Below are 22,406 nucleotides of genomic sequence, written 5' to 3'. Positions count from 1 at the left end.
CTGCCGATGACGCAAACCGACATTCCATCCTGCATGATCGTGGTTCCGTGCCTGAACGAAGCGGCCCATATCGGCGCATTGCTTCGAGAGCTTCGCCCTGCGGCCGAGAGGCTGGGCGCCGTGATCATCGTTGCCGATGGCGGCAGTACGGACGGCACCAGGACGATCGTCGCGGATATCGCCGCAAAAGATCAGCGGGTTACCCTGCTGCACAATGAAAAGCGCTTGCAGAGCGCGGCGATCAATCTCGCCGTCGCCAGATTCGGGGAAGGCGTCGACTATCTCATTCGCATCGATGCGCACGGCGGCTATCCCGCGGATTATTGCGACCGGCTGATCGAAGAAGCGCAGGCCACCGGCGCGGATTCGGTCGTCGTCTCGATGCTGACCAGTGGCAGCGGCATGGTTCAGAAAGCAGCGGCAGCGGCGCAGAATTCCAGGCTCGGCACCGGCGGCTCCAAGCACCGGCACCTTTCGGCGGGGGAATGGGTCGATCATGGCCACCATGCGCTGATGCGGATATCGGCCTTCACCGCGGTCGGCGGCTATGACGAGACGTTCAGCCACAATGAGGATGCCGAACTCGACTATCGGCTCCGCCAGGCCGGCTACCGCATCTGGATGACCGGCAAGACGCAGATGGTCTACTACCCGCGCTCCTCGCTGAAGGGCCTCTATTTTCAGTATCTCGGCTATGGCCGTGGCCGGGCGAAGAACGTTCTCAAGCACCGCATGATCCCGAAGATCCGGCAAATGGTGCCGCTTCTGGTGTTCCCCGTGGTTCTTCTCGCCGCCTTTTCCTTCGTCCACTGGCTGGCGGCCGTGCCGCTTTTGCTATGGGCGTCGGTCTGCCTCGGCTACGGCTTTTGGACCGCCGTCAGCCAGCGCAAACCCGACATTGCGCTTGCCGGGGTCTCGGCAATGGTTATGCATTTCGGCTGGTCGGTCGGTTTCTGGCTGCAACTGCTCGCACCGCGACCGCAGCGCGAGGTAGCGTGATGGAGCCGGTCAGAAAAAATCGAAGCATCGATATCTGCATCTGCACATTTCGCCGGCCGGAGCTGGCCGACACGCTTCGCTCCATAGCGGCCATGGATATGCCCGTGGGATTCGACGTCGGTGTCATCATTGCGGACAACGACGATACGCCGACGGCCGAAACGCTGGTCGCCAGGCTGGCGGCCGAGTTGAAGCTGCCGGTGACCTACCGGCACGCCCCGGCCCGCAACATCTCGATCGCGCGCAACGCTTGCCTCGATGCCAGTGCGAGGGATTTCGTCGCCTTTATCGACGACGACGAGACGGCCACCGCCGGCTGGCTTGCCGAACTGGTGGCGACGGCGGAAGCTACTGGTGCTGCGGCCGTTCTCGGGCCGGTGCAAGCCCGTTACCGGGCGGATGCGCCCGCCTGGATGCGCGAGGGCGATTTCCACTCGACCCTACCGGTCTGGGTCCGCGGCGAGATCCGCACCGGCTATACCTGCAACGTCCTGCTCAGGATCGGGGCTGAGAGCCTGCGCGGGCGGCGCTTCAGCCTGGCACGTGGCCAGACCGGCGGCGAAGATACGGAATTCTTCGACCAGATGGTCAAGGCCGGCGGCCGCATCGCCTTTTCGCCGGAGGCTTGGGTCGACGAAGCGGTGCCACCTGCCAGGGCGGCATTCGACTGGCTCGGCCGCCGCCGGTTCCGCGTCGGGCAGACGCACGGTCATCTTCTGGGGCGCAATGTACACGGCCTTGCCCGGCTCAAGCAGGTCGGCATTGCCGCGGCAAAGGCCGCCTACAGTTTCCTGTCGGCAATTCCGGTCGCCATCGACCCCGTGCGCCGGAACCGCAGCCTGCTTCGCGGCATTATGCATGTCGGCGTCGTCAGCGGCCTCGTCGGGGTTCGTGAAATCCGCCAATACGGCCTGTCTTCGCCGCAGCAAGGGGGCAAGCGTGCAGCCTGACGTGAGCTTCGTGATTGCCGCCTACAATGCCGAGGCGACCATCGATCGGGCGATCGCCAGCGCCATTGCCCAGCGCAATGTCAGCGTCGAGGTTATCGTCGTCGACGACAGGTCGGCCGACCGGACGCTCGATTTGGCGAGATCCTACCCCGAAGGCATCGTACGCGTGGTCGCGCTTGAGCAAAACCGTGGCCCCGGCGGCGCCAGGAACGCCGGCCTTGAACTTGCCCGCGGCAGGTGGGTCGCGGTCCTCGATTCCGACGACGCGGTCTATCCCGGGCGAATTTGCACCATGATCGAACGCGCGGAGAAGGCGGGCGCCGAGATCGCGGTCGACAATCTGCAGGTCGTTCGCGAGGATGGCGTTGCCGAAGAGACGATGTTCCCGGCCGACTATCTGGAAGGGCTCGGTTCAATCTCGCTGGCGGATTTCATCGGCGGCAACGTCCTCTTCGAATCGAGGTTCAATCTCGGCTACCTCAAGCCGATCTTCCAGCGCCGGTTCCTGAACGAGAACGGGCTTCGTTACGATGAAAGCCTGATCATTGGCGAAGACTACATCCTCCTGGCCAGTGCTCTGGCCAAAGGCGGCAAATGCGTGGTCGAGCCGACCACGGGCTATATCTACCACATTCGCACCGGTTCCATCTCCCGGGTGCTCGAACTTCATCACGTCGAGGCGATGCGCAGGGCCGATGCCACCTTCGCCGCGACCCATTCCATGGATGCTGCGGCCGAGGTGGCGTTCGCCAGGCGCGCTCGCAGCCTGCGCCGGGCGGCATCATTCCTGTCTCTGGTTCAGCACATCAAGGCGCGATCGCCGCTCAAGGCGATATGGACGGCGCTCAGCGATCCGGCGGCGGTTCGGCATATGAGCATGCCGATCGCCGTCCGGCTGCGAAGGGTAGCGGCACAGTTTGCCGTGGTGGCGGGGAGGTGAAGGGCTGCAGGCGAATGGATGAAGACAGCTTTCGCCGCCTGCGACAGGTTGAAATCGATCTCCTCAGAAGGAACATGCAATGAAAAAAGTCAGGAAGGCAGTCATACCGGTGGCGGGGCTTGGAACGCGGTTCCTGCCGGCGACCAAGTCCATGCCGAAGGAAATGCTGCCGGTGGTCGACAGGCCTGTCGTGCAATATGCGGTTGACGAGGCGTTTGAGGCCGGCATCGAGCACATCGTCTTCGTCACCGGCCGCAACAAGGCGGTGATCGAAGACTATTTCGACCTGCATCCTGAACTGATCGGAACCCTGGAGCAGAGCGGCAAGAAGGCGCAGCTTGAATCGCTTGAAAGCCTGCTTCCCGTCGCCGGCGCGACGAGTTTCATCCGCCAGCAGTCGCCGCAGGGCCTCGGCCATGCCGTGTGGTGCGCGCGCGAAGTCATCGGCGACGAGCCCTTTGCATTGCTTTTGCCGGACATGGTGTCCTTTGGCGGGCGCGGCTGTCTCGCCGAAGTCGCCGATCTTTATGCACAGACCGGCGCAAACGTCATTGCCGTCGAGCGTTGCGATCCGACCGAGACCAGCAAGTACGGCATTGTCGGCCGCGGCGCGGATGTCGGCACTGGCTTCGAGGTGACGGCCATGGTCGAAAAGCCGGCTCCGGCCAACGCCCCGTCGAACTTTTACATCAACGGCCGCTACATCCTGCAGCCCGAGATATTCTCGCTGCTGGGCAGCCAGCAACGCGGCGCCGGCAACGAGATCCAGCTGACCGACGCAATGGTGCGCCTCGCACAGACGCAAGCCTTCTTCGCCCAGCCTTTCGACGGCCGCATGTTCGACTGCGGTTCGAAGGAGGGCTTTATCCAGGCCAATATCGCTTTCGCGCTGGCGCGGGAGGACATGAAGGGCCAGATCTTCGATATGCTGCAGGAATTCGTCCGGTCGCATCAGCGTCGGGAAGAAGCCGCATAATGTCCATTTTTTCGAGGCATTGTGGGTGCGGCTGATGACGCAGGACAGGCCCGTTGCGCCGCGCGTAACGCGCACTGTCCGGCGCAAGGTTTGCACCCTATGTCCCGACCTTCGAGGCGGTAGCGCCTGCAAACTAGAATTGGACCGAAGATGAACTATGCCAATTTTCCTGTCGAGAAGAGGACGCCATTGCCGGCTTCGAGTGCGGCAAACGCCGAAGACTTCATCGACATCGAGCGCCTGCTTGGCATGGCCGCGCGGCAGGCGAAAGTGGTTGCCGCCTGTGCCGTCATCGGTCTCTTTCTCGGCGTGCTCTATTTGCAGACCACGCCTCCAACCTATGTGGCGACGAGCAGCGTGCTGATCGACGAAGGATTGAACAAGGTCGTCGACGACATTTCGGCGGCGTCGGTCAGCATGCAGACCGACTCCGCCGTTCTGAGTCAGATCGAAATTCTGCAGTCGGCCAGGCTGGCGGGGGTGGTCGTCGACAAGCTGAAGCTCGATCAGAACGACGCTTTCATGAACCCTCCGACGTCGGCTCTGTCGAAGGTCGCAGGCTTTGTACGCGGTATCATCCAGTCTGTCCGCCCCAAGCGCGCCGCTAGCACGACCGACGTCACTCAGCTTGATGCTGCGACGCGTGACGCGATCACCGCATCGTCGTCGCCCCGTGACTACGCAATCTTCAAACTGCAGAACCAACTCGACGCCGAGCGGATCGGCCGAAGCTTTGTCATCAGCATCTCCTTCCAGGCGACGGATCCGGCGCTTGCGACCGCCATCACCAAGGCCTATGCCGACGCCTATCTCGCCGATCAGCTCGATGCCAGCTTCGACGCGACCGAGCGGGCGGCGGTCTGGCTGCAAGGCCGGCTGACCGAGCTTCGTGAGAGCTCCCAGGCGGCCGCACTGGCGGTCGAAAAGTTCAGGGCCGAACATGGATTGGCCGTCAATGACGGCCAGCTGATCAGCGACAAGCAACTGTCCGATCTCAACACCCAGCTGATCGTCGCCCAGGCCGATACCGCACGTGCCGGCGCCCGCTATCAGCAGTACAAGTCGATCGTCGAAAGCGGCTCGGACAATGCGTTCAAGGACGCTGCGATATCGAACGACCAGCCGAGCAGCTCGGTCATCACGACGCTCAAGAACCGCTATCTCACCGTCGCCAAGCGGCAGCAGGATGTCGAAGCCAATTTCGGCCCGCAACATCCGCAGGCCGTCGCGCTCGCCAAGGAGAAGGCCGACATATCGGCGCAGATTTTCGGCGAGCTGAAGCAGCTCACCGAAAGCTACCGCAACGAATACGAGGTCGCTCTGGCGCGCGAGACCGCGCTCCGCGCAAATGTCGCCTTGGCGGCAGGCAAGAGCTCCATCGACAACCAGTCGCAGGTCAAGCTGCGTGAACTGGAGCAGAAGGCGACGGCGCTCTCGACGCTCTATCAGACATTCCTGAACCGCTATGAGGAGGCTGCACAGCAGCAATCCTTCCCGGTCGGCAAGATCCGGGTCATCTCCGATGCGACGATGCCGCAGTCGGCCGCAACCCCGCGGACGGCCATCGTGCTGGGGCTTTCGCTGGCGCTTGGCATAATGATGGGGGCCGGGGTTGGCGGCCTGAATGAATTCAGGGAACGGTTCTTCAGGACCGGCGAGGATGTGCGCGACCGCGTCGGCCTCAAATTCCTCGGCTACCTGCCGGTCATCGGCAAGGCTGGGAAGGACGACCAGCGCGACGACGGTCAGGCCGACGTCAAGGCCGCCGAAACCAGGACCGCCAAGTCCTCCAAATCCCAGTCCTCCAAGACATTGTCGGCAGCCGAAAAACGTGCGCGCATGCGGGTAACCGTCGATGCACCGGCGTCAATGTTCTCCGAGACACTGCGCAACGCCAAGATCGCCTTCGATGTCGTGATGGAAGGCCAGGGCAGCCGGGTCATTGGTGTGATCTCAGTGCTGCCCGGCGAAGGCAAGTCGACAGTTGCCGCCAATCTTGCCGGGCTGCTTGCGGCCAACGGATCGAAAACGCTGCTGATCGACGGTGACCTGCGCAACCCCGGCCTCAGCCGCAGCCTTGGCATGGAGGCCGAGCAAGGCTTGATGGAAGCGGTGGTGAGCGGGCGGACCTGGCAGTCGGTCGGCAAGATCGACCGGCAGACCAAGCTGGCGATCATCCCGGCCGTCCTGCGTGGCCATTTTTCGCACACCAGCGAGCTTCTGTCTTCGGCCGGCATGCGGCGCTTCATTGACAATGCCAAGGAAACTTTCGAATACATCATCGTCGATCTGCCGCCGCTCGGGCCAGTCGTCGACGCCAAGGCCTTCGCCCCGCTTGTCGACGGTTTCGTGCTGGTCGCCGAGTGGGGACGCACGCCCCGGGCAATGGTGCAGTCCGTGCTGAGCTCAGAACCCTATATCGCCAAGAAGATCGTCGGCGCGGTTCTGAACAAGGTCGAATTGAAGAAACTGGCCAAGTATGGCTCGATCGGCGGCTCCGAAAGATTCTTCGACAAATATTCGAGCTATTATCTGGAAAAATCGGAAGCGCGCACAAAGGCGGCTGCCTGAGCGACGGATATCGCGCTCAGGAAAATATCAGCCTGGCGCGTTTGTCGGCGATCCTGACTGCGGTCAGCCGGCCGCTTTGGAAGGCGCCCGTGTCGATGCCAAGCCGGCGTCCCTCGAGCTTCGGAAACTCGACCGGCGTATGCCCGTGCACCACATAGCGGTCGAGAAGATGCGCGGCTTGGAAGAACTCCGAGCGGATGTTGAGCAGGTCGTCCTCGTCTTGTGCGGCGAGGTCGATGCCCGGCCTGATGCCGGCATGAACGAATACGAATTTCGCCGAACAGACCATGACCGGCAGCGCACGCATGAAACTGACGTGGTCGGCGGGAATGATCTCTCGAATGCGCCTGTCGACCTCCTCGTTTGAACCGTAGAGATCGGCCATGCGCTCCGGGTCGACGCCGTAGGAAAACAGCGTTTGCAGGCCGCCTATCGCCAGCCACGACTCTCTCGAAATGATCCCGTCGAGATAGTTCAGCATCACGACTTCGTGGTTACCGGCAAGGCAGATACGCTGGAAGCCTTGGAGCGGCGGCGCCAGCAGATGATCGAGCACGCGCGCCGACTGCGGGCCACGATCGACGTAGTCGCCAAGCATGATGATGAGCTTGCGCCCCTCGAAAGACGCAGAATCGAGCAGGATGTTCTGCTCCAGGGAGCGAAGCTCCTTATAGCAGCCATGCACGTCGCCGATCGCATAGACGACTGAGTCCCGGATATCGATCTCGAGCCGCTGGCGCGCCGTGGTCCGGCTGTTTCTCGATCGCTGGAACAAGGTCACGAATGGCGTCCCGTATGGCTGTGAATGCGCCTCGATCTCGAAACAACATGGCGACGCAGCGCGTGGATACCATGTCTGGCACCGGTCGTTCCATACCGGAGCTCCGGACGCAACTCGGCTTCGGCGTTCTTACAGGCCGATGCCACGGCCCTTCAGCGCGGCGGTGATCTCGTCGAGGATGGCCGGGTCGTCGATCGTTGCCGGCATGACCCATTCCTCCTTGTCGGCGATTTTCTGCATGGTGCCGCGCAGGATCTTGCCGGAGCGCGTCTTCGGCAGGCGCTTGATCGTCACTACCGTCTTGAAGGCTGCGACAGGACCGATCCGTTCGCGCACCAGCGTGACCACCTCGCTCTCGATGATCCCTGCATCGCGGTCGACGCCCGCATTCAGCACGACGAAGCCGAGTGGAACCTGGCCCTTCATCGCATCGGCAATGCCGACGACGGCGCATTCGGCAACGTCGGGATGCGCGGCCAGCACCTCCTCCATGGCGCCGGTCGAGAGCCGGTGGCCGGCGACATTGATGATGTCGTCAGTGCGGGCCATGACATAGAGGTAACCGTCCTCGTCCATCATGCCGGCATCCGCGGTTTTGTAGAAGCCGGGGAATTCCTCGAGATAGGCTTGGCGAAACCGCTCGTCGGCATTCCACAGCGTCGGCAAGCAGCCGGGGGGCAGCGGCAATTTCACCACGACATTGCCAAGCGTACCACGCTTGACCTCATGCCCGGCATCGTCGAGCACGCGGATGTCATAGCCGGGCATCGGCACGCCGGGCGAGCCGTATTTGACCGGCAGCAGGCCCAGTCCGGCGGGGTTGATGGTCATCGGCGAGCCGGTCTCGGTTTGCCACCAATGGTCGATCACCGGCACGTTCAATTTCTGCTCCGCCCATTTGATGGTTTCCGGATCGGCGCGCTCGCCGGCGAGGAACAAAGTTCGGAATTTGGACAGGTCGTATTTTGGGACGAATTCGCCCTTCGGGTCCTGTCCTTTGATGGCGCGAAATGCGGTTGGCGCGGTGAACAGCGCGACGACGCCGTGCTCGTCAATCACCCGCCAATAGGTGCCGGCATCGGGCGTGCCGACCGGCTTGCCCTCGAACAGCACGGTCGTGCAGCCATGCAGCAGCGGGCCGTAGACGATGTAGGAATGGCCGACCACCCAGCCGACATCGGAAGCCGCCCAAAACACTTCGCCTGGCTTGACGCCGAAGTCGTTTTCCATCGACCATTTCAGCGCGACCATATGGCCGCCATTGTCGCGCACGATGCCTTTCGGCTGGCCGGTCGTGCCTGACGTGTAGATGATGTAGAGCGGATCGGTGGCAAGCACCGCAACACAGTCGACATTGGCGCCGGCGGCCCGCTCACGCGCCACGGCGTCGGCATAGTCGATATCGTGATTTTCCCTGAGCTCGCAGCGCAATTGGTCGCGCTGCAGGATGAGGCAGGCTTCGGGCTTGTGCCGCGACATCTCGATCGCTTTGTCGAGCAGCGGCTTATAGGCAACGACGCGCCCTGGCTCCAGGCCGCAGGAAGCGGAGATGATCAGCTTCGGCTTGGCGTCGTCGATGCGGGTGGCGAGCTCATGCGAGGCAAAGCCGCCGAAGACCACCGAATGCACGGCGCCGATCCGCGCACAGGCAAGCATGGCGAAGGCTGCTTCCGGTACCATCGGCATGTAGATGATGACGCGATCGCCTTTTTGGATGCCACGATTCTTGAGCACCGAGGTCAGCGCGACCACCTCGCGCTTCAACTCGGCATAGGTGAATTTCCTGATTGTGCCCGAAATCGCGCTGTCATGGATCAACGCGATCTGGTCGGCACGGGCGCCCGCCACGTGGCGGTCGACGGCATTGAAGCAGGTGTTGCAGGAAGCGCCGTTGAACCACCGGCCATAGACACCTGCATTGGCGTCGAACACGGTCTCGAAGGGCGAGAACCAGTCGATAGCGCCCGCGGCATCGGCCCAGAACTTTTCCGGGTCGCGTTTCCAGCCGTCATAAACCTCATGGTAGCGTGACGCCATCCAGCTTCCTCCCCAGGAATGTTTGCTGTCCTTGAAATAGCGTATGCTGGTTTGTGTAACCATGTATTTGTGCGTTTCGTTTGCTGTCGTTCTAACTTGGCCGCAAATGCAAGGCCGTCGTGGCCTGCGGGGCTGGTATCGGCCGAATTTTCGACATTGGGGGCAGGGCGCGATGAAACTGCGATACGAGCTTGGGTTTGCCGCGGTTGCGACGCTGGCGGTAGGGCTCGCTTCAGCTGCTCAGGCCGGCGATGCGGCGGCACGGCGTATCATCGGCTTTTCGCCCGACGGCAACTATTTCGCCTTCGAGCAGTATGGCACGCTCGACGCTGGTGCTTCGGATTCGGGCTGGTCGGAGATCGATATCATCGACACCCGCACCGATCAGTTCGTCGGCGGCAAGCCGATCCTCATCGTCGACGAGACGGAGGATTCGACGCTGACACTTGCGCAGGCGAGGGCACAGGCCGCGGGGCAGGCGGCGCCCTTGCTGGCCAAATATTACATAGCGCCGCGTGGCGAACGGACTGGCTTCGACAAGTTCACCTTTCCCGAGGACATGGTCGCCTACAACGACATTGCGCGCCTCGAGCAGGTTTCGCAACAATGGCTTTCGCCGACCTATGACGAGCTTGGCATCTCGACCATTCAGCTCGAGCAGATTCTTGCCGATAGCACGGCGGATTGTTCAGCGAGTTTCGACGGGGCGCAGCAGGGCGAGACGACCGGCAAGGCGCTCGGCTTTCGCCTGACGCTGCAGGGCCAGGACGGCCATCCGATCAAGGTGTTGCACGAGGACAAGACCGTACCCAGTTCGAGAAATTGCCCGACCTCCTATAGCCTGTCGGAATCCTACACCTTCGCCCCAGACGGCAAAGCGGGCGTGGTTGTCGTGCTCGTGCAGCGCTTCAGCCAGGGATTTGAAGGGCGTGACCGCCGTTTTCTCGCCGTGACAGGCCAACTGCACTGAGGCAACGCGCTGAGAAGTAGTCCGCTACCCGAGGTTGTTGTCCCTAAAGCGGGAGGGCAGCGAGCATAAGTCCGATCCCGCCGGCGATCAGCAAGGCGGCTGCCAGCATCTTTCCATGGCGCTCGAAACCCGTCGGCGCCCGATCCCAATTGTAACGCATCCTCGAACTCCCCAAACCCGCAGATTCTTTATCTTACGCAGGGTGAGGAGGGCAACTGTCTGACGGTACGCGGCGTTGCCGATGTCGGTCCTATCACCGACTATTTCTGGGGCATTCTCCGCCGCTACATGCCCCAGCGCAGCGCGGCCGTATGTACCGGTGCATCCCACCAAACAGCCGCCTCGTCGTCGAGCATGCTCAGCGTGATCGAACAGCCGGCCATGTCGAGCGAGGTAACATAGGACCCGACCAGCGACCGGGTTACCGTGACGCCGTGCTTCTCGAAGATTTTGCGGGCGCTGTTATACATCAGGTAAAGCTCCATCAACGGTGTGCCGCCAAAGCCGTTGACGAAGAGCAGCGCCTGGCCTCTGGCACCGTCGCCCAGGTCACCCAGGATTGCGGTACAGATCTCGTCGGTGATGGCATCGGCGCTTTTCAATGTGTCACGCCGCCTTCCGGGCTCGCCATGGATGCCGACCCCGAACTCCATCTCGCCGTCGCCGATATCGAAGGTCGGCCTGCCCGCCGCCGGCACGGTGCAACTGGTCAGCGCCACGCCCATCGAGCGCGTCGCGCCGTTGACGCGCTCGCCCAGCGCCTTCAACGGCTCCAGTGGCATGCCTTCTTCGGCCGCCGCGCCGACGATTTTCTCGACCACCAGCGTACCGGCGACGCCGCGCCGGCCGGTGGTGTAGGACGAGTTTTCGACCGCGACGTCGTCATTGGTCACGATTTGCATCACGCCTTCCGACATTTCAGCGGCCATGTCGAAATTCATCACGTCGCCCTCGTAGTTCTTGACGATGAACAGGCAGCCGGCGCCCGTATTGACGACTTCGGCCGCCGCCATCATCTGGTCAGGCGTCGGCGAGGTGAATACCTGGCCGGGGCAGGCGGCATCCAGCATGCCGTGCCCGACGAATCCGCCATGCAGCGGCTCGTGACCCGAGCCGCCACCGGAGATCAGCGCCACCTTGCCCGGCTTGAGCAGCTTGCGGCGGATGAATTTGTGTTCCTCGCCAAGCGCCAGGATATCGGCATGCGCGGCAACGAAGCCGTCGAGGCTCTCGGTCAGCACCGTATCGACCGAATTCAGAAATTTCTTCATGGCTGTTCTCCCGAAATAGCCCAGCGTCAGCTGCCCTTGCCGGCGATGCTGGTGATCTTCTGGATGAAATCGTTGACCGCCCGGTCGAGCGCCGCGTTCTGCTTGTCGTCGCCGAAATCGGGAACGATCAGCGAGACATGACGTGTCTTGCGCATGCCTGCGGCCAGCGACATCTTTCCCGGATGAGCCCGATGGTAGGCCTCAAGGAAATGGTCGCGTTCGACCGGGCTGAAATGGCAGACGGAGAAGATAGCCGGCAAATGCTTCGACGGGATCGGCGTCGAGTAGGCCGGGCTTGAAATCTGCGTGACGAAGCTGCGGTGCTTGCCAAGCGCGTCGGCGAGACGCTGGCGCATGCCGGACGGGCGCTGGTCGATCACCTGCGACAGGATCGTCTTGTAGGCGCGGATCGCCTCTTCGGGGCCGGATTGCGACGCCTTGTCTGCCATGCCGGGGCCTAGATCGAAACGTCCGCGATGGCCGCCTTGGCCATCGCGAGTTGGGCGGGAGCGACGGAGAGGTCACGCAGGCCGGTTTCGAGCAGCGCCGGGATCGAGGCGGGGTCGCCGCCGGCATCGCCACACAGGCTGACCGGGATATTATGCCCGCGGCCGAAGGCCGCAACGGAGGCGATCAGCCGGAGCACGGCCGGGTGCCTGACGGAATTCAGATGTGCGACCGACGCATTGTCGCGCGCGGCCGCCATCACGTATTGGGTCAAATCATTCGAACCGATCGAGAAGAAGGCGGCCTTGGCGAATGCCTCCGGTGCGATGGCCACCGACGGCACCTCGACCATGATGCCAAGCGGCGGCATTTTGTGCGCGATGCCGCGCGCCAAAAGGTCAGCCTGCTCCTCCGCGAACAGCGCGGTGGCGTGTTCATACTCTTCCGGAACGGCGATCATCGGGAACATCACCTTCAAATTGCCGTGCATGGCGGCACGTAGCAAGGCGCGGATCTGCACACGAAAGACCTCCGGACGCATCAGCGACAGCCTGATGCCGCGCAGGCCAAGGAACGGATTACCTTCCTCGACGGTGAGGCCCGGCACAGGCTTATCGCCGCCCGCATCGACAGTACGGATCGTCACCGGCCTCTCGCCTGCCCATTCCAGCACTTTGCGGTAGGCGCGATATTGCGTCTCCTCGCCCGGCAGCGTCTTGCCGAACAGGAATTCGGTCCGCATCAGCCCGACACCGTCGCACGCCGCAGCATCGATGCTGTCGACATCGGACGGATCGGCGATATTCACCTGCACGCGGACCGCTATGCCGGTCTTCGTTGCCGCCGGCCTTGTCAGATAGGCTGCCGCTTTGCCGCGATGCGCCGCGAAAGACGACGACGATCGCCGGAATATGGCGATCTCCGCTTTCGAAGGCGCCAACACGATGCCGCCATGTTCGGCATCGAGCAGTGCGATTCCGGTAAGGTGAGCCGGCGAAGCACCTGGCCTGGCCAGCCCACGCTCCATGAGCCCGAGCCCCACCACCATGGGCACGCCGCGTGAGCGTGCCAGCATTGCGACATGACTTGCGGCACTTCCGGCCGTAAGTGCTATGCCGCCGCCTGCACTCCAGTCGGTTTCGAGGAAGCGCGTCGGTGCGATATCCTCGCCGTAGAAGATCGCACCCGCCGGCGCGGCAATGTCGCCGCCCCCGGTCAGCGCGCGCAGCACCTGGTCGCGTATATCGCGCATGTCGGCGGCGCGCGCCCGGAAATAGTCCTGCTCGGATGTTTCATAGCCGGCGATCTCGGCGTCGAGCGCTGTTCGCCAAGCCACATCAGCAGCCATGCCCTCGGCAATTCGCGCAAAGGCCGGGCCGGTCAGCGCGTCGTCCTCCAGCATGGCGAGCTGGAATTCGAGGATGGCGGCCGCCTCGCTGTCGCTGCTTTCGATCAATGTCGCGAGCCGGCCCGCGGCAATGGAGATGGCGGCCTCAAGCGCCGCCTTCTCGTCCGCGGCAGTCGCCTTGCGGACATAACGCACAGCAGCCTGGTCCAGATCGAACAGCGGCCCCTCGGCATAGCCGGCCGATGCCGAAATGCCCTGCAGCCTAAGCGGTTCGGGCATGGTCCTTGCCTTCGTCGAAATCGCGGCGCACCAGCTCGACCAGTGCTCCGACCGCCTCGCCGGCGCCGTCCCCTTTGGCTCTGATGTGCAGGACAGTGCCTTTCGGCGCTTTCGCAGCCATCACCTTGACGATGCTCTTGGCGTCGAACCATGGCCCGTTGGCGGCGAGCGCAATCTCGACGTCGGCCGAAAACGTCTTGGCAAGCTTGGTGAACTTCACCGAAGGACGCGCATGCAGCCCCACCTCATGGGTGATCAGGACGCTGGCTTCGGCTGCTGCGGACATGCTTGTCAAAATTCCCGTTCGTTCACGACGGCGACAATTCGTGCGCCGTCGCCACCACTTCCCTGAGCGAGGCGCCGCCGGAAGCCTCGGTCGCCGCCATCACCGCGCCTTCGACGATCGGCGCATTGCAGACGACGATCTTCTGGGCGCGTGGTTCGCCGATCATCTCGATCGCCATCTCGCTATTGGTCTCGGCACCTCCGAGATCAACGAGGATCGCGACACCCGCCTCCGACCAGGCCTTGTCGATGGCACCCATGATCGCCTCGACATTGGTTCCCAGCCCGCCATGGCCGTTTCCGCCGCACCATGCAAGCGGCACTTCGTTGCCGACCATCTGCCGCACCATGTCGGCGGTGCCTTCGGCGACCAGCGGCGAATGCGAGACGATGACGATGCCGACATTGCTCATGCGCGCCTCTCGATTGCTTCGGCTACGGCCCGCACCAGAAGCGCGGTCGAGCGTGCGCCGGCATCCATATGACCGATCGAACGGTCGCCAAGGAAGGAGGCGCGCCCACGCAGCGCCTTCATCGGCACGGTCGCGTCGGCCGCTTTGTCGGCGATCTCGGCGATGTCCGCTGCCGCCTTTCCCTGCACGAGCGCTTCATGTACCGGCTGCAGCACGTCGAGCATGGTTTTTTGCCCGGCCTGCGACTTGCCTCTGGCGGCCACTGCTTCAATCGCCTTGCCGAAGGCCGCCGCCAGATCGGCGCGATCCGGCGCGGCGGGAATCTCCTTGCCGAGCACCATGAACAGCGTGCCGAACAAGGGACCGGAGGCTCCGCCGACGGTCATCACCAGTTTGGTGCCGATCGCTTTCAGCGCTTCGGGCAACGGCTTTGCCGCAAACGCGCCGGCCTCGGCCCGCACGGCCTCGAAGCCGCGTTTCATGTTGAGCCCATGGTCGCCGTCGCCGATGGCCTGATCGAGACTGGTCAGCTCTTCGGCATGGGCGGCGATGGTGTTTGCCGCCGCCTCGATCAGCCTGGAAATATCCGCTGCCGCCATATCACCCATGCTCCTGGCCCCTGCGCTGCCGGCAGTACGAGAAAATTGCATATCCGGCAATTGAAGCATTCTTTTCCCCAGTCAAGCGGGTTGGAGCAACGCAGCGAGGGCAGTGAAGACCTCGGCGACGGCAAAGGCGCCGGGGTCGACCACGCCGTCGAGCTGGCTGCCAATATAGGCGGACCGCCCGGCCTTGGCCTTGCGCATGGCAGCGGTGGCCTCGGCGCCGCGTCGCGCCGCGACCGCCGCGTCCTCCAGACTGCCGCTATCCAGCGCCTTCAAGGCGGGTTCCAAGGCATCGATCATCGTGCGATCGCCCATCCTCGCTCCACCATAGAAGGACATCCGATCGAGGCCGGCGAGAAGCGCCTTGGGAAGCGTTTCGCCAGACTCCAGCGCCTGCGCGGCGGCGGTGAAGAAGATCGACAGCAGCACGCCGCTAGAGCCGCCCATGCTGGCACTCAGGATGTCGCCCACGGCGGCCAGCGTTGCGGCAGGGTCGGCGAGCGGCAGCGCCGCAAGGCGGCCAAGCACGCTGCGCGCACCGGCCGCCACAGTCGATCCGGTGTCACCGTCTCCCGCCTTGGCGTCCAGTCCGTTCAACGCGCCTTCAAGCGAGATCAGCCGTTCGCAGATGGCGACCACCAGCCGCTCGGTGCGTGCGTCCGGGCTGGCTTTCGACGCGTTGCCCTGGCCGGCGGCTTTGGCCATCGGCACGACGCTGGGTTGCCGAACGGCTCTTGCCGGCAGCCAGGCGTGAGGACCTACCGGCGCCCGCAACGCCGCTTCGCGCGGCGCATCGAGCCGGATCAGCGACAAGGAAAAGCCGTTCATGTTGAGCGCGGTCATAAGCTGCCCGGGTCCGATCGTCAGCGTCACCTTTCGTGCCAGCGGTGATGCCAACACCGCATTGGCGACAAGCAACATTTCCAGCGGTGGCACCGAACCGAGATTGTTGATCAGCAAGGCGTAGTCGCTGGCGGGATCGAGCCGCGCGGCAAGGCGCTCCGCCATGATCGCAACCAGCCTTCCGGCACTTTGCACCGCAATCCGCTCAACGCCCGGTTCGCCATGGATGCCGAGGCCGAGTTCAGCGTCGTCGGCGCCAAATCTTTCGTCATGGCTCTGACCGGGGATCGAGCAGGATGACAGCGATATGCCGAGGGAAACGATATCCGCCGCCGCAGCCCGCGCCGCAGCGGCAACCGTCGCCAGATCGTTGCCGGCTTCCGACATGTGGCCGGCGATCTTGTGCACGAACAAGGTGCCGGCAACGCCACGCGGCTGGGCAATATCAGGCAGGGCGATGTCGTCGGCGACGATCACCATCTCGACGCGGAAGCCTTCGGTGCGCGCCTTCTCGGCGGCCAAGCCGAAGTTGAGGCGATCGCCGGTATAGTTCTTGACGATCAGCAGGCACCCGGCGGGACCGGTCACCGCGCGGATGGCCGCCAATACTGCTTCCACGCTCGGCGAAGCAAAGATCTCGCCTGATACTGCCGCCGTGAGCATGCCCATGCCGACGAAGCCGGCATGCGCGGGTTCGTGCCCGGCCCCGCCGCCGGAGATGATGCTGACCTTGCTCTTATCCCAGTCTGCACGGAGGACGACCTTGATTTCGGGATAGCCGTCGAGGCGGGCGAGATCGCTGGTGCCGGTCGTGCCGAGAAAGCCGTCCAGGGCCTCAGTTACGATCGTATCCCTGTGATTGAAAAAATGCTTCATCGAATTGGTCCACTCCGGTGCCCGAAATTGCCGGTTGAAAGGTGCCGGGAAAACACTCGCGCAGCGCTCACATCAGCCGTCGCCCATCGGCGCCGAAATACAGCGGCGAGCGATAGCGGATCATTATCCTGTCGCCCTGCGCCAGGTCGGTGTCGGGGTCGGTCAGCGTCACCAGCTTCCTGGTCCCCACCGTCACGTGCAGATGGTTCTGGTCGCCGAGATGCTCGACCCAATCGACGACGCCGTCGGCATGGCCGTTCGTCGCCTTCGCGATCGAGAGATGTTCGGTCCGCGCACCGATTGTCCTGGTCCCCGCCGGCGCTCCGCCATCCGGCAGCAGTCCGACCGGCAACAAATTGATTGCCGGTTGGCCGAGCCTGGCCGCGACGTGAAGGTTTGCCGGCTCAGAATAGATCGTGCGCGGCGAACCGATCTGCACCAGCACACCGTCGGCGAGGATGCCGATGCGGTCGGCCATGGTCATCGCTTCGATCTGGTCATGGGTGACGTAGAGCATGGTGGCGCCGAGTTCGGCCTGGATGCGCTTCAGCTCGAGCCTGAGATCGGCCCGCAGCTTGGCGTCGAGCGACGACAGCGGCTCGTCCATCAGGTAGATCGACGGCTTGCGCACCAAAGCGCGGCCGATGGCAACGCGCTGCATCTCGCCGCCCGAGAGTTTGGTCGAGCGATTATTCAGCTTGTGGTGGATGCGCACCATCTTGGCCACGTCCTCGACGCGGCGGCGGATCTGATCCTCCGGCATTTTCCTCGCCGGCGAGCGCAGCGGAAAGGCGAGGTTGTCGTAAACCGACAGATGCGGATAGAGCGAATATTGCTGGAACACGAAAGCGGTGTCGCGCTCGGCCGGCGACAGCGTCGTCGTGTCGTGGCCGGCAATATGGATCGAGCCCGCTTCCGGACGCTCCAGCCCGGCGATCAGCCTGAGCGTTGTCGTCTTGCCGGCGCCGGTCGGCCCGAGCAGCACGACGAATTCCCCGTCGGCGATATGCAAATCGAGATTGTCGACGGCGACATGCTCGCCAAAAGCCTTTGTCACGCCCTTGATGTGAACGTCAGCCATGATGCGCTCTCCCCTGGGAGGCCGAGTCATGGATTTCGGTGCGCACCGCACGGCCGGATCCTTTTGCGAACAGTGACAGCCGCGCGCTGTTCAGCGCCAGGCCCACATGATCGCCCGGATTGAGCCGGATTTCGGCCGGCACCCTGGCCTTGATGATGCCGTCTGCCGTCTCCACCGCCACGATCTGGGTGGTGCCGAGATATTCCGTGCCGTAAATAGCTCCGCGCAGCTTCGAAGCGTCGTCGAAGCGGATGTGCTCCGGTCGGATGCCAAGCGCCATCTCGGCCGGCGCGACATCCTCGCGCACCTCCGGCACGGCCACCCTCGCGCCCTGCACAACAACTTCCCTGGCGCCCTTTGAAAGGCCGCCGCCGAAGCCGAGGAAATTCATCGGCGGCGAGCCGATGAAGTCGGCGACGAACATCGTCGCCGGCCGGTCATAGATCTCGCGCGGGGTGCCGAACTGTTCGATGACGCCGTGGTTCATCACCGCGATCTTGTCGGCCATCGACATCGCTTCCATCTGGTCATGCGTGACATAGACGGTGGTGGCGTGGATGCGGTTGTGCAATTCGCGCAGCTCATGGACCATCAGGTCGCGGAATTCGGTGTCGAGCGTGCCGAGCGGCTCGTCCATCAGGAAACATTTTGGCCGCCGCACGATGGCGCGGCCGAGCGCCACGCGCTGGCGATCGCCGCCGGCCAGCCCGGAGACCGATTTGTTGAGCAGATGGTCGATCCGCAACAGCTTCGCCGTCTCTTCCACCCTGGCCCGAATTTCAGCGCCTGGCATGCCTTGCGCCAGCAGCGGGAAACCGATGTTCTTTCTCACATTCATGTGCGGATAGAGCGCGAACAGCTGGAACACAAAGGCGATGTCGCGCTCGCGGGCACGCCGCATGGTGACGTCCTCGCCGCCAAGCAGGATCTTGCCGCCGGTCGGCAGTTCGAGCCCGGCAATCATACGAAGCGTCGTCGTCTTGCCGCAACCCGACGGCCCTAGCATGACGAAGAATTCGCCGTCCTCGACGACGAAGTTGGAATCCTGCACAGCGACGAAATCGCCGAATGCCTTTCTCAGATGTTCGACCCTGATCTCAGCCATCGTCTACTCCGGAAATTTCGAGACGATGATGAACATCGCCGTGCCGGCCAGCATGGTGACGAACGAATAGGTGTAGAGCGCCAGCGCGAAGGGCTGGAACAGCATCAGGAAGCCGATGGCGATGATCGCCGTGGCGACGTTTTCCATCAGTCCGCGCCTGGCCCAGATAGGCCAGCGCGATTTGCGTTTTACTGTCAGGTTCATTTGCGCACCGCGCCGAAGGTGATGCCGCGCAGCAATTGCTTGCGAAGCAGGATGGTGAAGACCAGGATCGGCACCAGGAAGATCGTCGTGCCGGCCGCGACCGCCGGCCAGTCCTGGCCGCCTTCGCCGATGATGGTCGGGATGAAGGGCGGCGCGGTCTGCGCCGTGCCCGAGGTCAGCAGCGCAGCGAAGGCGTATTCGTTCCAGGCAAAGATCAGGCAGAAGATGGCGGTTGCGGCAATACCGGTGGTCGCCTGCGGCAGCACGGTGCGCCAGAACGCCTGCAGCCTGGTGTAGCCGTCGATCATCGCCGCCTCTTCATATTCGCGCGGGATCTCGTCGATGAAGCCTTTCAGCAGCCAGACTGCCAGCGACACGTTGACCGCCGTGTAGAGCAGGATCATGCCGAGCGCGGTGTCCGACAAGCCGAGCTCCCGATACATCAGGTAGATCGGGATGGCGACGGCGATCGGCGGCATCATCCGCGTCGACAGGATGAAGAACAGAAGGTCGTCGGCGAGCGGCACCTTGAAACGCGAAAAACCATAGGCCGACAGCGTGCCGAGGAACACCGCGCAAAAGGTCGAGCCGAAGGCGATGATCAGCGAATTGACGAAGCGCGGCATGAAGTTCGACGGGCCGGCGATCACCATGTTGCGCTTGCGCACCGTCTCGTCGCAGACCCCCGTCGCCGGTCCCAGGGAGTTGATGTATTCCGGGGTTTGCCGAGTCCGGGTCGAGAACAAGTTGCAGTAGCCCTCGAGGCTCGGCTGGAACAGGATCTTCGGCGGATAGGCGATCGAATCCGGCGGCGTCTTGAAGCTGGTGGCGAAGATCCACAGCAGCGGCACGATCGAGATCAGCGCGTAGGCAACGATGATCGTGCCGGCGACGCGCTTCGACGTGGCCGAGGGTGCGACAACAGAATGGGCTGACGTCAGGCTCATCTCTGCTTCACCTTGTTCAGTGCCTTGACGTAGATGTTGGCCAGGCCGAACACCGCGACGAACAGGATGATGGCGAAGGCCGAGGAATAGCCCGTCCGCCAGCTTTCGAAGGCCTGCCGCTTTAGCGTGATCGAGGCCACTTCGGTGGTCGATCCTGGCCCGCCGCCAGTGAGCAAATTGACCATGTCGAACATCTTGAAGTTCTCGATGCCGCGGAACAGCACCGCCAGCATGATGAAGGGCAGCGCCATCGGCAGCGTGATCGACCAGAACTGCCGCCAGTTGGAGGCGCGGTCGACCTCGGCCGCTTCGTAGATGTATTCGGGGATCGAGCGCAGGCCGGCGAGGCAGATCAGCATCACGTAAGGCGTCCACATCCAGGTGTCGACGATGATGATCGACCATGGCGCCAGCGACACGTTGGAGAGCATGCTGATCTGCGTTGCCGGAATGCCGGTGACGAACGAGACGGCGTAGGCGAACAGCCCGATCTGCGGCTCATAGAGAAAGCGCCAGAAATTGCCGACCACCGCCGGCGACAGCATCATCGGCACCAGGATGATGGTCGTCCAGAAGGCGTGCCCGCGGAACTTGCGGTCGATCAGCCAGGCCAGCGTAAAGCCGATCAGCGTCTGCAGCAGGATGGTCCAGAACACGAAATGCGCCGTCGTCTGCATGGCGATCCAGATGTCCTGGTCGGCGAGAATGCGTTTGTAGTTCGCGAGCCCAAGGTTCTTCACCACCTCATTGGGACGATTGGCGCGAAAATTGGTGAAGGACAGATAGATCGCCCAGAACAGCGGGAAGATGTTGATGGCTAGAAGCAACAGGATCGTCGGCGAGATGAACAGCCAGGCGAGGCCCTTGTCGCTGATGCCCCGGACCTTGCGGGCCAACGGCTCGGGCTTAGCCCGGGCAACGCTGTCCGCAGTCCGATTGAGCATGGTCAGTCCTGCTTCGGTCACTTGGATCGTCTCGACAATGGAATTTATCTGAACTGTGTCCCGTGCCAAGGGCGGCACGGGACGGTTCGGTCATGGGCCCGGGAGGAGCCGGTTACATCTTGCCCCGGTTACATCTTGCCATCGTCCTGGAAGACCTCGGTCCAGTCCTTGACGAGGCCGTCGAGCGCATCCTTGGCCGAGCCTTGCCCGGCAACGACATAGTCGTGGAAGCGCTTTTGTGATGCCTGCAGCAGCGGGGCATAGCTCGGCTCGGCCCAGAAGTCCTTCACGATGGCCATCGAGTCGAGGAAGGTCTGCGCGTAGGGCTGGCTGGCCGGGAAGCCCGGATCCTTGACGACCGCGTTGAGGCAGGAATAGCCGCCGAGCGACCACCATTTGGACTGCACGTCCTTGTTGGCAAACCATTTGATGTATTTGAGCGCGGCTTCCTGCTTGTCGGAATAGGAGACCACCGAGATGCCCTGGCCGCCGAGCTGGGCGAACTGGTCGCCGTCCGGACCTTTGGGATTGACGAAATAACCTATCTTGTCGCCGCCGACATTCTCGTCCTTCTGCAGGCCTGGCCAGGTGAAGGCGAAGTTCATGTGCATCGCCACCTGGCCGGATTTGAAGGCATCGACACCTTCGCCCATGTAGCTGTTCGAGGCGCCGGGAGGCGTGCAGCAGTCATAGAGCGCCTTGTAGAACTCCAGGCCCTTCACCGATTTATCGGAGTTGACGAAGCCTTCCATCTCGTAGGGCTTTTTCGGGTTTTCGTACTGGAAGCCGAAGCTGTAGAGTACGTCCATGGCGCCCATGGTGATGCCTTCCGAGCCGCGCTCGGTATAGATCGACGCGCCATAGACGGTCTTGCCGTCGATCTCGCGCTTCTGGAAGAATTCGGCGATCTGTTTCAGCTGGTCGAAGGTCGTCGGCGGGCCGAGATCCCAGCCATACTTTTCCTTGAATTCCTTCTGCAGCTCCGGCTTGGAGAACCAGTCCTTGCGGTAGGTCCAGCCGACGACATCGCCCATCGCCGGCAGCGCCCAGTAATTTGGCGAGTTCTTCGGCCATTCCGAATAGCCGACGACGGTCGCCGGCACGAAATCGTCCATGCGGATCTTCTCCTTGTCGAAGAAGTCGTTCAGCTTGACGTAATGGCCGTTCTCGGCGGCGCCGCCGATCCACTGGCTGTCGCCTATGATCAAGTCGCACAGCTTGCCGTGCGAATTCAGCTCATTGAGAAAGCGGTCGGCATAGTTGGTCCACGGCACGAATTCGAATTTCATGCCGATGCCGGTTTCCTTGGTGAAGTCCTTGGATAATTCCACAAGCGCGTTGGCCGGGTCCCAGGCTGCCCAGCAAAGCGTAAGATCTTCTGCCTGCGCGACGTTCGAAACGGCTGTCGACGCAACGAGTGCCGAGGCCAGACCCAACGTCAATTTAAAGGTCGATTTCATGCCTTCCTCCCATTTGCGAAACGCGTCCGGATGACGGTTTCAAGAGCCCGCTAAACCCCTCTCCTCCGGGGCCT

The 22,406-nt window shown here is 62.9% G+C and carries 21 protein-coding genes; 6 read left to right on the top strand and 15 right to left on the bottom strand.

The features are described from left to right. Positions 1-6: 6 nt before the first annotated feature. From NKH17_RS03240 to NKH17_RS03220, 5 genes are all read left to right on the top strand, one after another. A complete protein-coding gene (locus NKH17_RS03240) occupies positions 7-999 on the top strand; it encodes a glycosyltransferase family 2 protein (RefSeq protein WP_254816099.1) in 993 nt (330 codons plus the stop codon). Continuing rightward, positions 999-1,949, top strand: a complete 951-nt coding sequence (locus tag NKH17_RS03235) for a glycosyltransferase family 2 protein (protein ID WP_352479834.1) — start codon at positions 999-1,001, stop codon at positions 1,947-1,949. The genes NKH17_RS03240 and NKH17_RS03235 overlap by 1 nt, the downstream gene beginning before the upstream one ends. Further along, on the top strand, positions 1,939-2,889 hold the full coding sequence (locus NKH17_RS03230; RefSeq protein ID WP_352479835.1) for a glycosyltransferase family 2 protein: 951 nt from the start codon (positions 1,939-1,941) through the stop codon (positions 2,887-2,889). The genes NKH17_RS03235 and NKH17_RS03230 overlap by 11 nt, the downstream gene beginning before the upstream one ends. 79 nt (positions 2,890-2,968) lie before the next feature. Further along, complete coding sequence (locus NKH17_RS03225) at positions 2,969-3,865, top strand: UTP--glucose-1-phosphate uridylyltransferase (RefSeq protein ID WP_352479836.1); 897 nt, start codon at positions 2,969-2,971, stop codon at positions 3,863-3,865. A gap of 150 nt (positions 3,866-4,015) precedes the next feature. Then, complete coding sequence (locus tag NKH17_RS03220; protein WP_352897434.1) at positions 4,016-6,436, top strand: polysaccharide biosynthesis tyrosine autokinase; 2,421 nt, start codon at positions 4,016-4,018, stop codon at positions 6,434-6,436. A 16-nt stretch (positions 6,437-6,452) separates the two neighbouring features. Here the strand turns inward: NKH17_RS03220 and NKH17_RS03215 are convergent, their stop codons facing one another. Both NKH17_RS03215 and NKH17_RS03210 read right to left on the bottom strand, forming a co-directional pair. Further along, positions 6,453-7,217, bottom strand: coding sequence for a metallophosphoesterase family protein (locus NKH17_RS03215; RefSeq protein ID WP_352479838.1), 765 nt, complete (start codon positions 7,215-7,217; stop codon positions 6,453-6,455). A gap of 129 nt (positions 7,218-7,346) precedes the next feature. Further along, positions 7,347-9,254, bottom strand: a complete 1,908-nt coding sequence (locus NKH17_RS03210; RefSeq protein WP_352897432.1) for a propionyl-CoA synthetase — start codon at positions 9,252-9,254, stop codon at positions 7,347-7,349. Positions 9,255-9,426: 172 nt separating this feature from the next. On the opposite strand from NKH17_RS03210, the gene NKH17_RS03205 reads away from it, so the two are divergent. After that, complete coding sequence (locus NKH17_RS03205; protein WP_352897430.1) at positions 9,427-10,224, top strand: DUF2259 domain-containing protein; 798 nt, start codon at positions 9,427-9,429, stop codon at positions 10,222-10,224. Between the two features lie 284 nt (positions 10,225-10,508). Here the strand turns inward: NKH17_RS03205 and dhaK are convergent, their stop codons facing one another. The 13 genes from dhaK to NKH17_RS03140 all read right to left on the bottom strand — a co-directional run bounded on the left by dhaK (position 10,509) and on the right by NKH17_RS03140 (position 22,332). Further along, positions 10,509-11,495 carry a dihydroxyacetone kinase subunit DhaK gene (gene dhaK / locus NKH17_RS03200; RefSeq protein WP_352479841.1) on the bottom strand — a complete coding sequence of 329 codons (987 nt, stop codon included), beginning with the start codon at positions 11,493-11,495 and terminating at the stop codon, positions 10,509-10,511. A 26-nt stretch (positions 11,496-11,521) separates the two neighbouring features. After that, positions 11,522-11,944 carry a hypothetical protein gene (locus NKH17_RS03195; RefSeq protein ID WP_352479842.1) on the bottom strand — a complete coding sequence of 141 codons (423 nt, stop codon included), beginning with the start codon at positions 11,942-11,944 and terminating at the stop codon, positions 11,522-11,524. A gap of 8 nt (positions 11,945-11,952) precedes the next feature. After that, positions 11,953-13,569 (bottom strand): phosphoenolpyruvate--protein phosphotransferase, encoded by a 1,617-nt coding sequence (gene ptsP / locus NKH17_RS03190; protein WP_352897428.1) that lies wholly within the window; start codon positions 13,567-13,569, stop codon positions 11,953-11,955. After that, the gene (locus NKH17_RS03185; protein WP_023676329.1) at positions 13,553-13,855 is read right to left on the bottom strand and encodes an HPr family phosphocarrier protein; all 303 of its coding nucleotides are present in this window, start codon (positions 13,853-13,855) and stop codon (positions 13,553-13,555) included. The genes ptsP and NKH17_RS03185 overlap by 17 nt, the downstream gene beginning before the upstream one ends. Positions 13,856-13,877: 22 nt before the next feature. After that, positions 13,878-14,267 (bottom strand): dihydroxyacetone kinase phosphoryl donor subunit DhaM, encoded by a 390-nt coding sequence (gene dhaM, locus NKH17_RS03180; RefSeq protein WP_352479844.1) that lies wholly within the window; start codon positions 14,265-14,267, stop codon positions 13,878-13,880. Continuing rightward, a complete protein-coding gene (gene dhaL / locus NKH17_RS03175) occupies positions 14,264-14,866 on the bottom strand; it encodes a dihydroxyacetone kinase subunit DhaL (RefSeq protein ID WP_352897426.1) in 603 nt (200 codons plus the stop codon). The genes dhaM and dhaL overlap by 4 nt, the downstream gene beginning before the upstream one ends. Before the next feature lie 81 nt (positions 14,867-14,947). Then, positions 14,948-16,591, bottom strand: a complete 1,644-nt coding sequence (locus NKH17_RS03170) for a dihydroxyacetone kinase subunit DhaK (protein ID WP_352897424.1) — start codon at positions 16,589-16,591, stop codon at positions 14,948-14,950. A gap of 67 nt (positions 16,592-16,658) precedes the next feature. After that, positions 16,659-17,672: an ABC transporter ATP-binding protein gene (locus NKH17_RS03165; RefSeq protein ID WP_352897422.1), complete on the bottom strand. Its 1,014-nt coding sequence runs from the start codon at positions 17,670-17,672 to the stop codon at positions 16,659-16,661. Then, positions 17,665-18,777 (bottom strand): ABC transporter ATP-binding protein, encoded by a 1,113-nt coding sequence (locus NKH17_RS03160; protein WP_352649770.1) that lies wholly within the window; start codon positions 18,775-18,777, stop codon positions 17,665-17,667. The genes NKH17_RS03165 and NKH17_RS03160 overlap by 8 nt, the downstream gene beginning before the upstream one ends. Before the next feature lie 3 nt (positions 18,778-18,780). Further along, positions 18,781-18,981 carry a hypothetical protein gene (locus tag NKH17_RS03155; RefSeq protein WP_352649769.1) on the bottom strand — a complete coding sequence of 67 codons (201 nt, stop codon included), beginning with the start codon at positions 18,979-18,981 and terminating at the stop codon, positions 18,781-18,783. Next, positions 18,978-19,928, bottom strand: coding sequence for a carbohydrate ABC transporter permease (locus NKH17_RS03150; protein ID WP_254816115.1), 951 nt, complete (start codon positions 19,926-19,928; stop codon positions 18,978-18,980). Before NKH17_RS03150 ends, NKH17_RS03155 begins: the two co-directional genes overlap by 4 nt. After that, a complete protein-coding gene (locus NKH17_RS03145; RefSeq protein WP_352897476.1) occupies positions 19,925-20,872 on the bottom strand; it encodes a carbohydrate ABC transporter permease in 948 nt (315 codons plus the stop codon). The genes NKH17_RS03150 and NKH17_RS03145 overlap by 4 nt, the downstream gene beginning before the upstream one ends. 128 nt (positions 20,873-21,000) lie before the next feature. Beyond that, positions 21,001-22,332 carry an ABC transporter substrate-binding protein gene (locus NKH17_RS03140; RefSeq protein WP_352897419.1) on the bottom strand — a complete coding sequence of 444 codons (1,332 nt, stop codon included), beginning with the start codon at positions 22,330-22,332 and terminating at the stop codon, positions 21,001-21,003. Positions 22,333-22,406 lie beyond the last annotated feature (74 nt).

Source organism: Mesorhizobium sp. M1334 (genome assembly GCF_040317995.1).
Lineage (GTDB): Bacteria > Pseudomonadota > Alphaproteobacteria > Rhizobiales > Rhizobiaceae > Mesorhizobium.
The sequence above is the reverse complement of the archived record's forward strand: the minus strand, read 5'-3'. Positions and strand labels throughout refer to the sequence as shown.

Coding starts and splice junctions, on each gene's coding strand:
- NKH17_RS03225 (WP_352479836.1), top strand. CDS start 2,969: ATGAAAAAAGTCAGGAAGGCAGTCATACCGGTGGCGGGGCTTGGAACG.
- NKH17_RS03165 (WP_352897422.1), bottom strand. CDS start 17,672: ATGGCTGACGTTCACATCAAGGGCGTGACAAAGGCTTTTGGCGAGCAT.
- NKH17_RS03220 (WP_352897434.1), top strand. CDS start 4,016: ATGAACTATGCCAATTTTCCTGTCGAGAAGAGGACGCCATTGCCGGCT.
- dhaM (WP_352479844.1), bottom strand. CDS start 14,267: ATGAGCAATGTCGGCATCGTCATCGTCTCGCATTCGCCGCTGGTCGCC.
- dhaL (WP_352897426.1), bottom strand. CDS start 14,866: ATGGCGGCAGCGGATATTTCCAGGCTGATCGAGGCGGCGGCAAACACC.
- dhaK (WP_352479841.1), bottom strand. CDS start 11,495: ATGAAGAAATTTCTGAATTCGGTCGATACGGTGCTGACCGAGAGCCTC.
- NKH17_RS03150 (WP_254816115.1), bottom strand. CDS start 19,928: ATGAGCCTGACGTCAGCCCATTCTGTTGTCGCACCCTCGGCCACGTCG.
- NKH17_RS03160 (WP_352649770.1), bottom strand. CDS start 18,777: ATGGCTGAGATCAGGGTCGAACATCTGAGAAAGGCATTCGGCGATTTC.
- NKH17_RS03195 (WP_352479842.1), bottom strand. CDS start 11,944: ATGGCAGACAAGGCGTCGCAATCCGGCCCCGAAGAGGCGATCCGCGCC.
- NKH17_RS03155 (WP_352649769.1), bottom strand. CDS start 18,981: ATGAACCTGACAGTAAAACGCAAATCGCGCTGGCCTATCTGGGCCAGG.
- NKH17_RS03235 (WP_352479834.1), top strand. CDS start 999: ATGGAGCCGGTCAGAAAAAATCGAAGCATCGATATCTGCATCTGCACA.
- NKH17_RS03140 (WP_352897419.1), bottom strand. CDS start 22,332: ATGAAATCGACCTTTAAATTGACGTTGGGTCTGGCCTCGGCACTCGTT.
- NKH17_RS03185 (WP_023676329.1), bottom strand. CDS start 13,855: ATGTCCGCAGCAGCCGAAGCCAGCGTCCTGATCACCCATGAGGTGGGG.
- NKH17_RS03145 (WP_352897476.1), bottom strand. CDS start 20,872: ATGCTCAATCGGACTGCGGACAGCGTTGCCCGGGCTAAGCCCGAGCCG.
- NKH17_RS03170 (WP_352897424.1), bottom strand. CDS start 16,591: ATGAAGCATTTTTTCAATCACAGGGATACGATCGTAACTGAGGCCCTG.
- NKH17_RS03205 (WP_352897430.1), top strand. CDS start 9,427: ATGAAACTGCGATACGAGCTTGGGTTTGCCGCGGTTGCGACGCTGGCG.
- NKH17_RS03240 (WP_254816099.1), top strand. CDS start 7: ATGACGCAAACCGACATTCCATCCTGCATGATCGTGGTTCCGTGCCTG.
- NKH17_RS03210 (WP_352897432.1), bottom strand. CDS start 9,254: ATGGCGTCACGCTACCATGAGGTTTATGACGGCTGGAAACGCGACCCG.
- ptsP (WP_352897428.1), bottom strand. CDS start 13,569: ATGCCCGAACCGCTTAGGCTGCAGGGCATTTCGGCATCGGCCGGCTAT.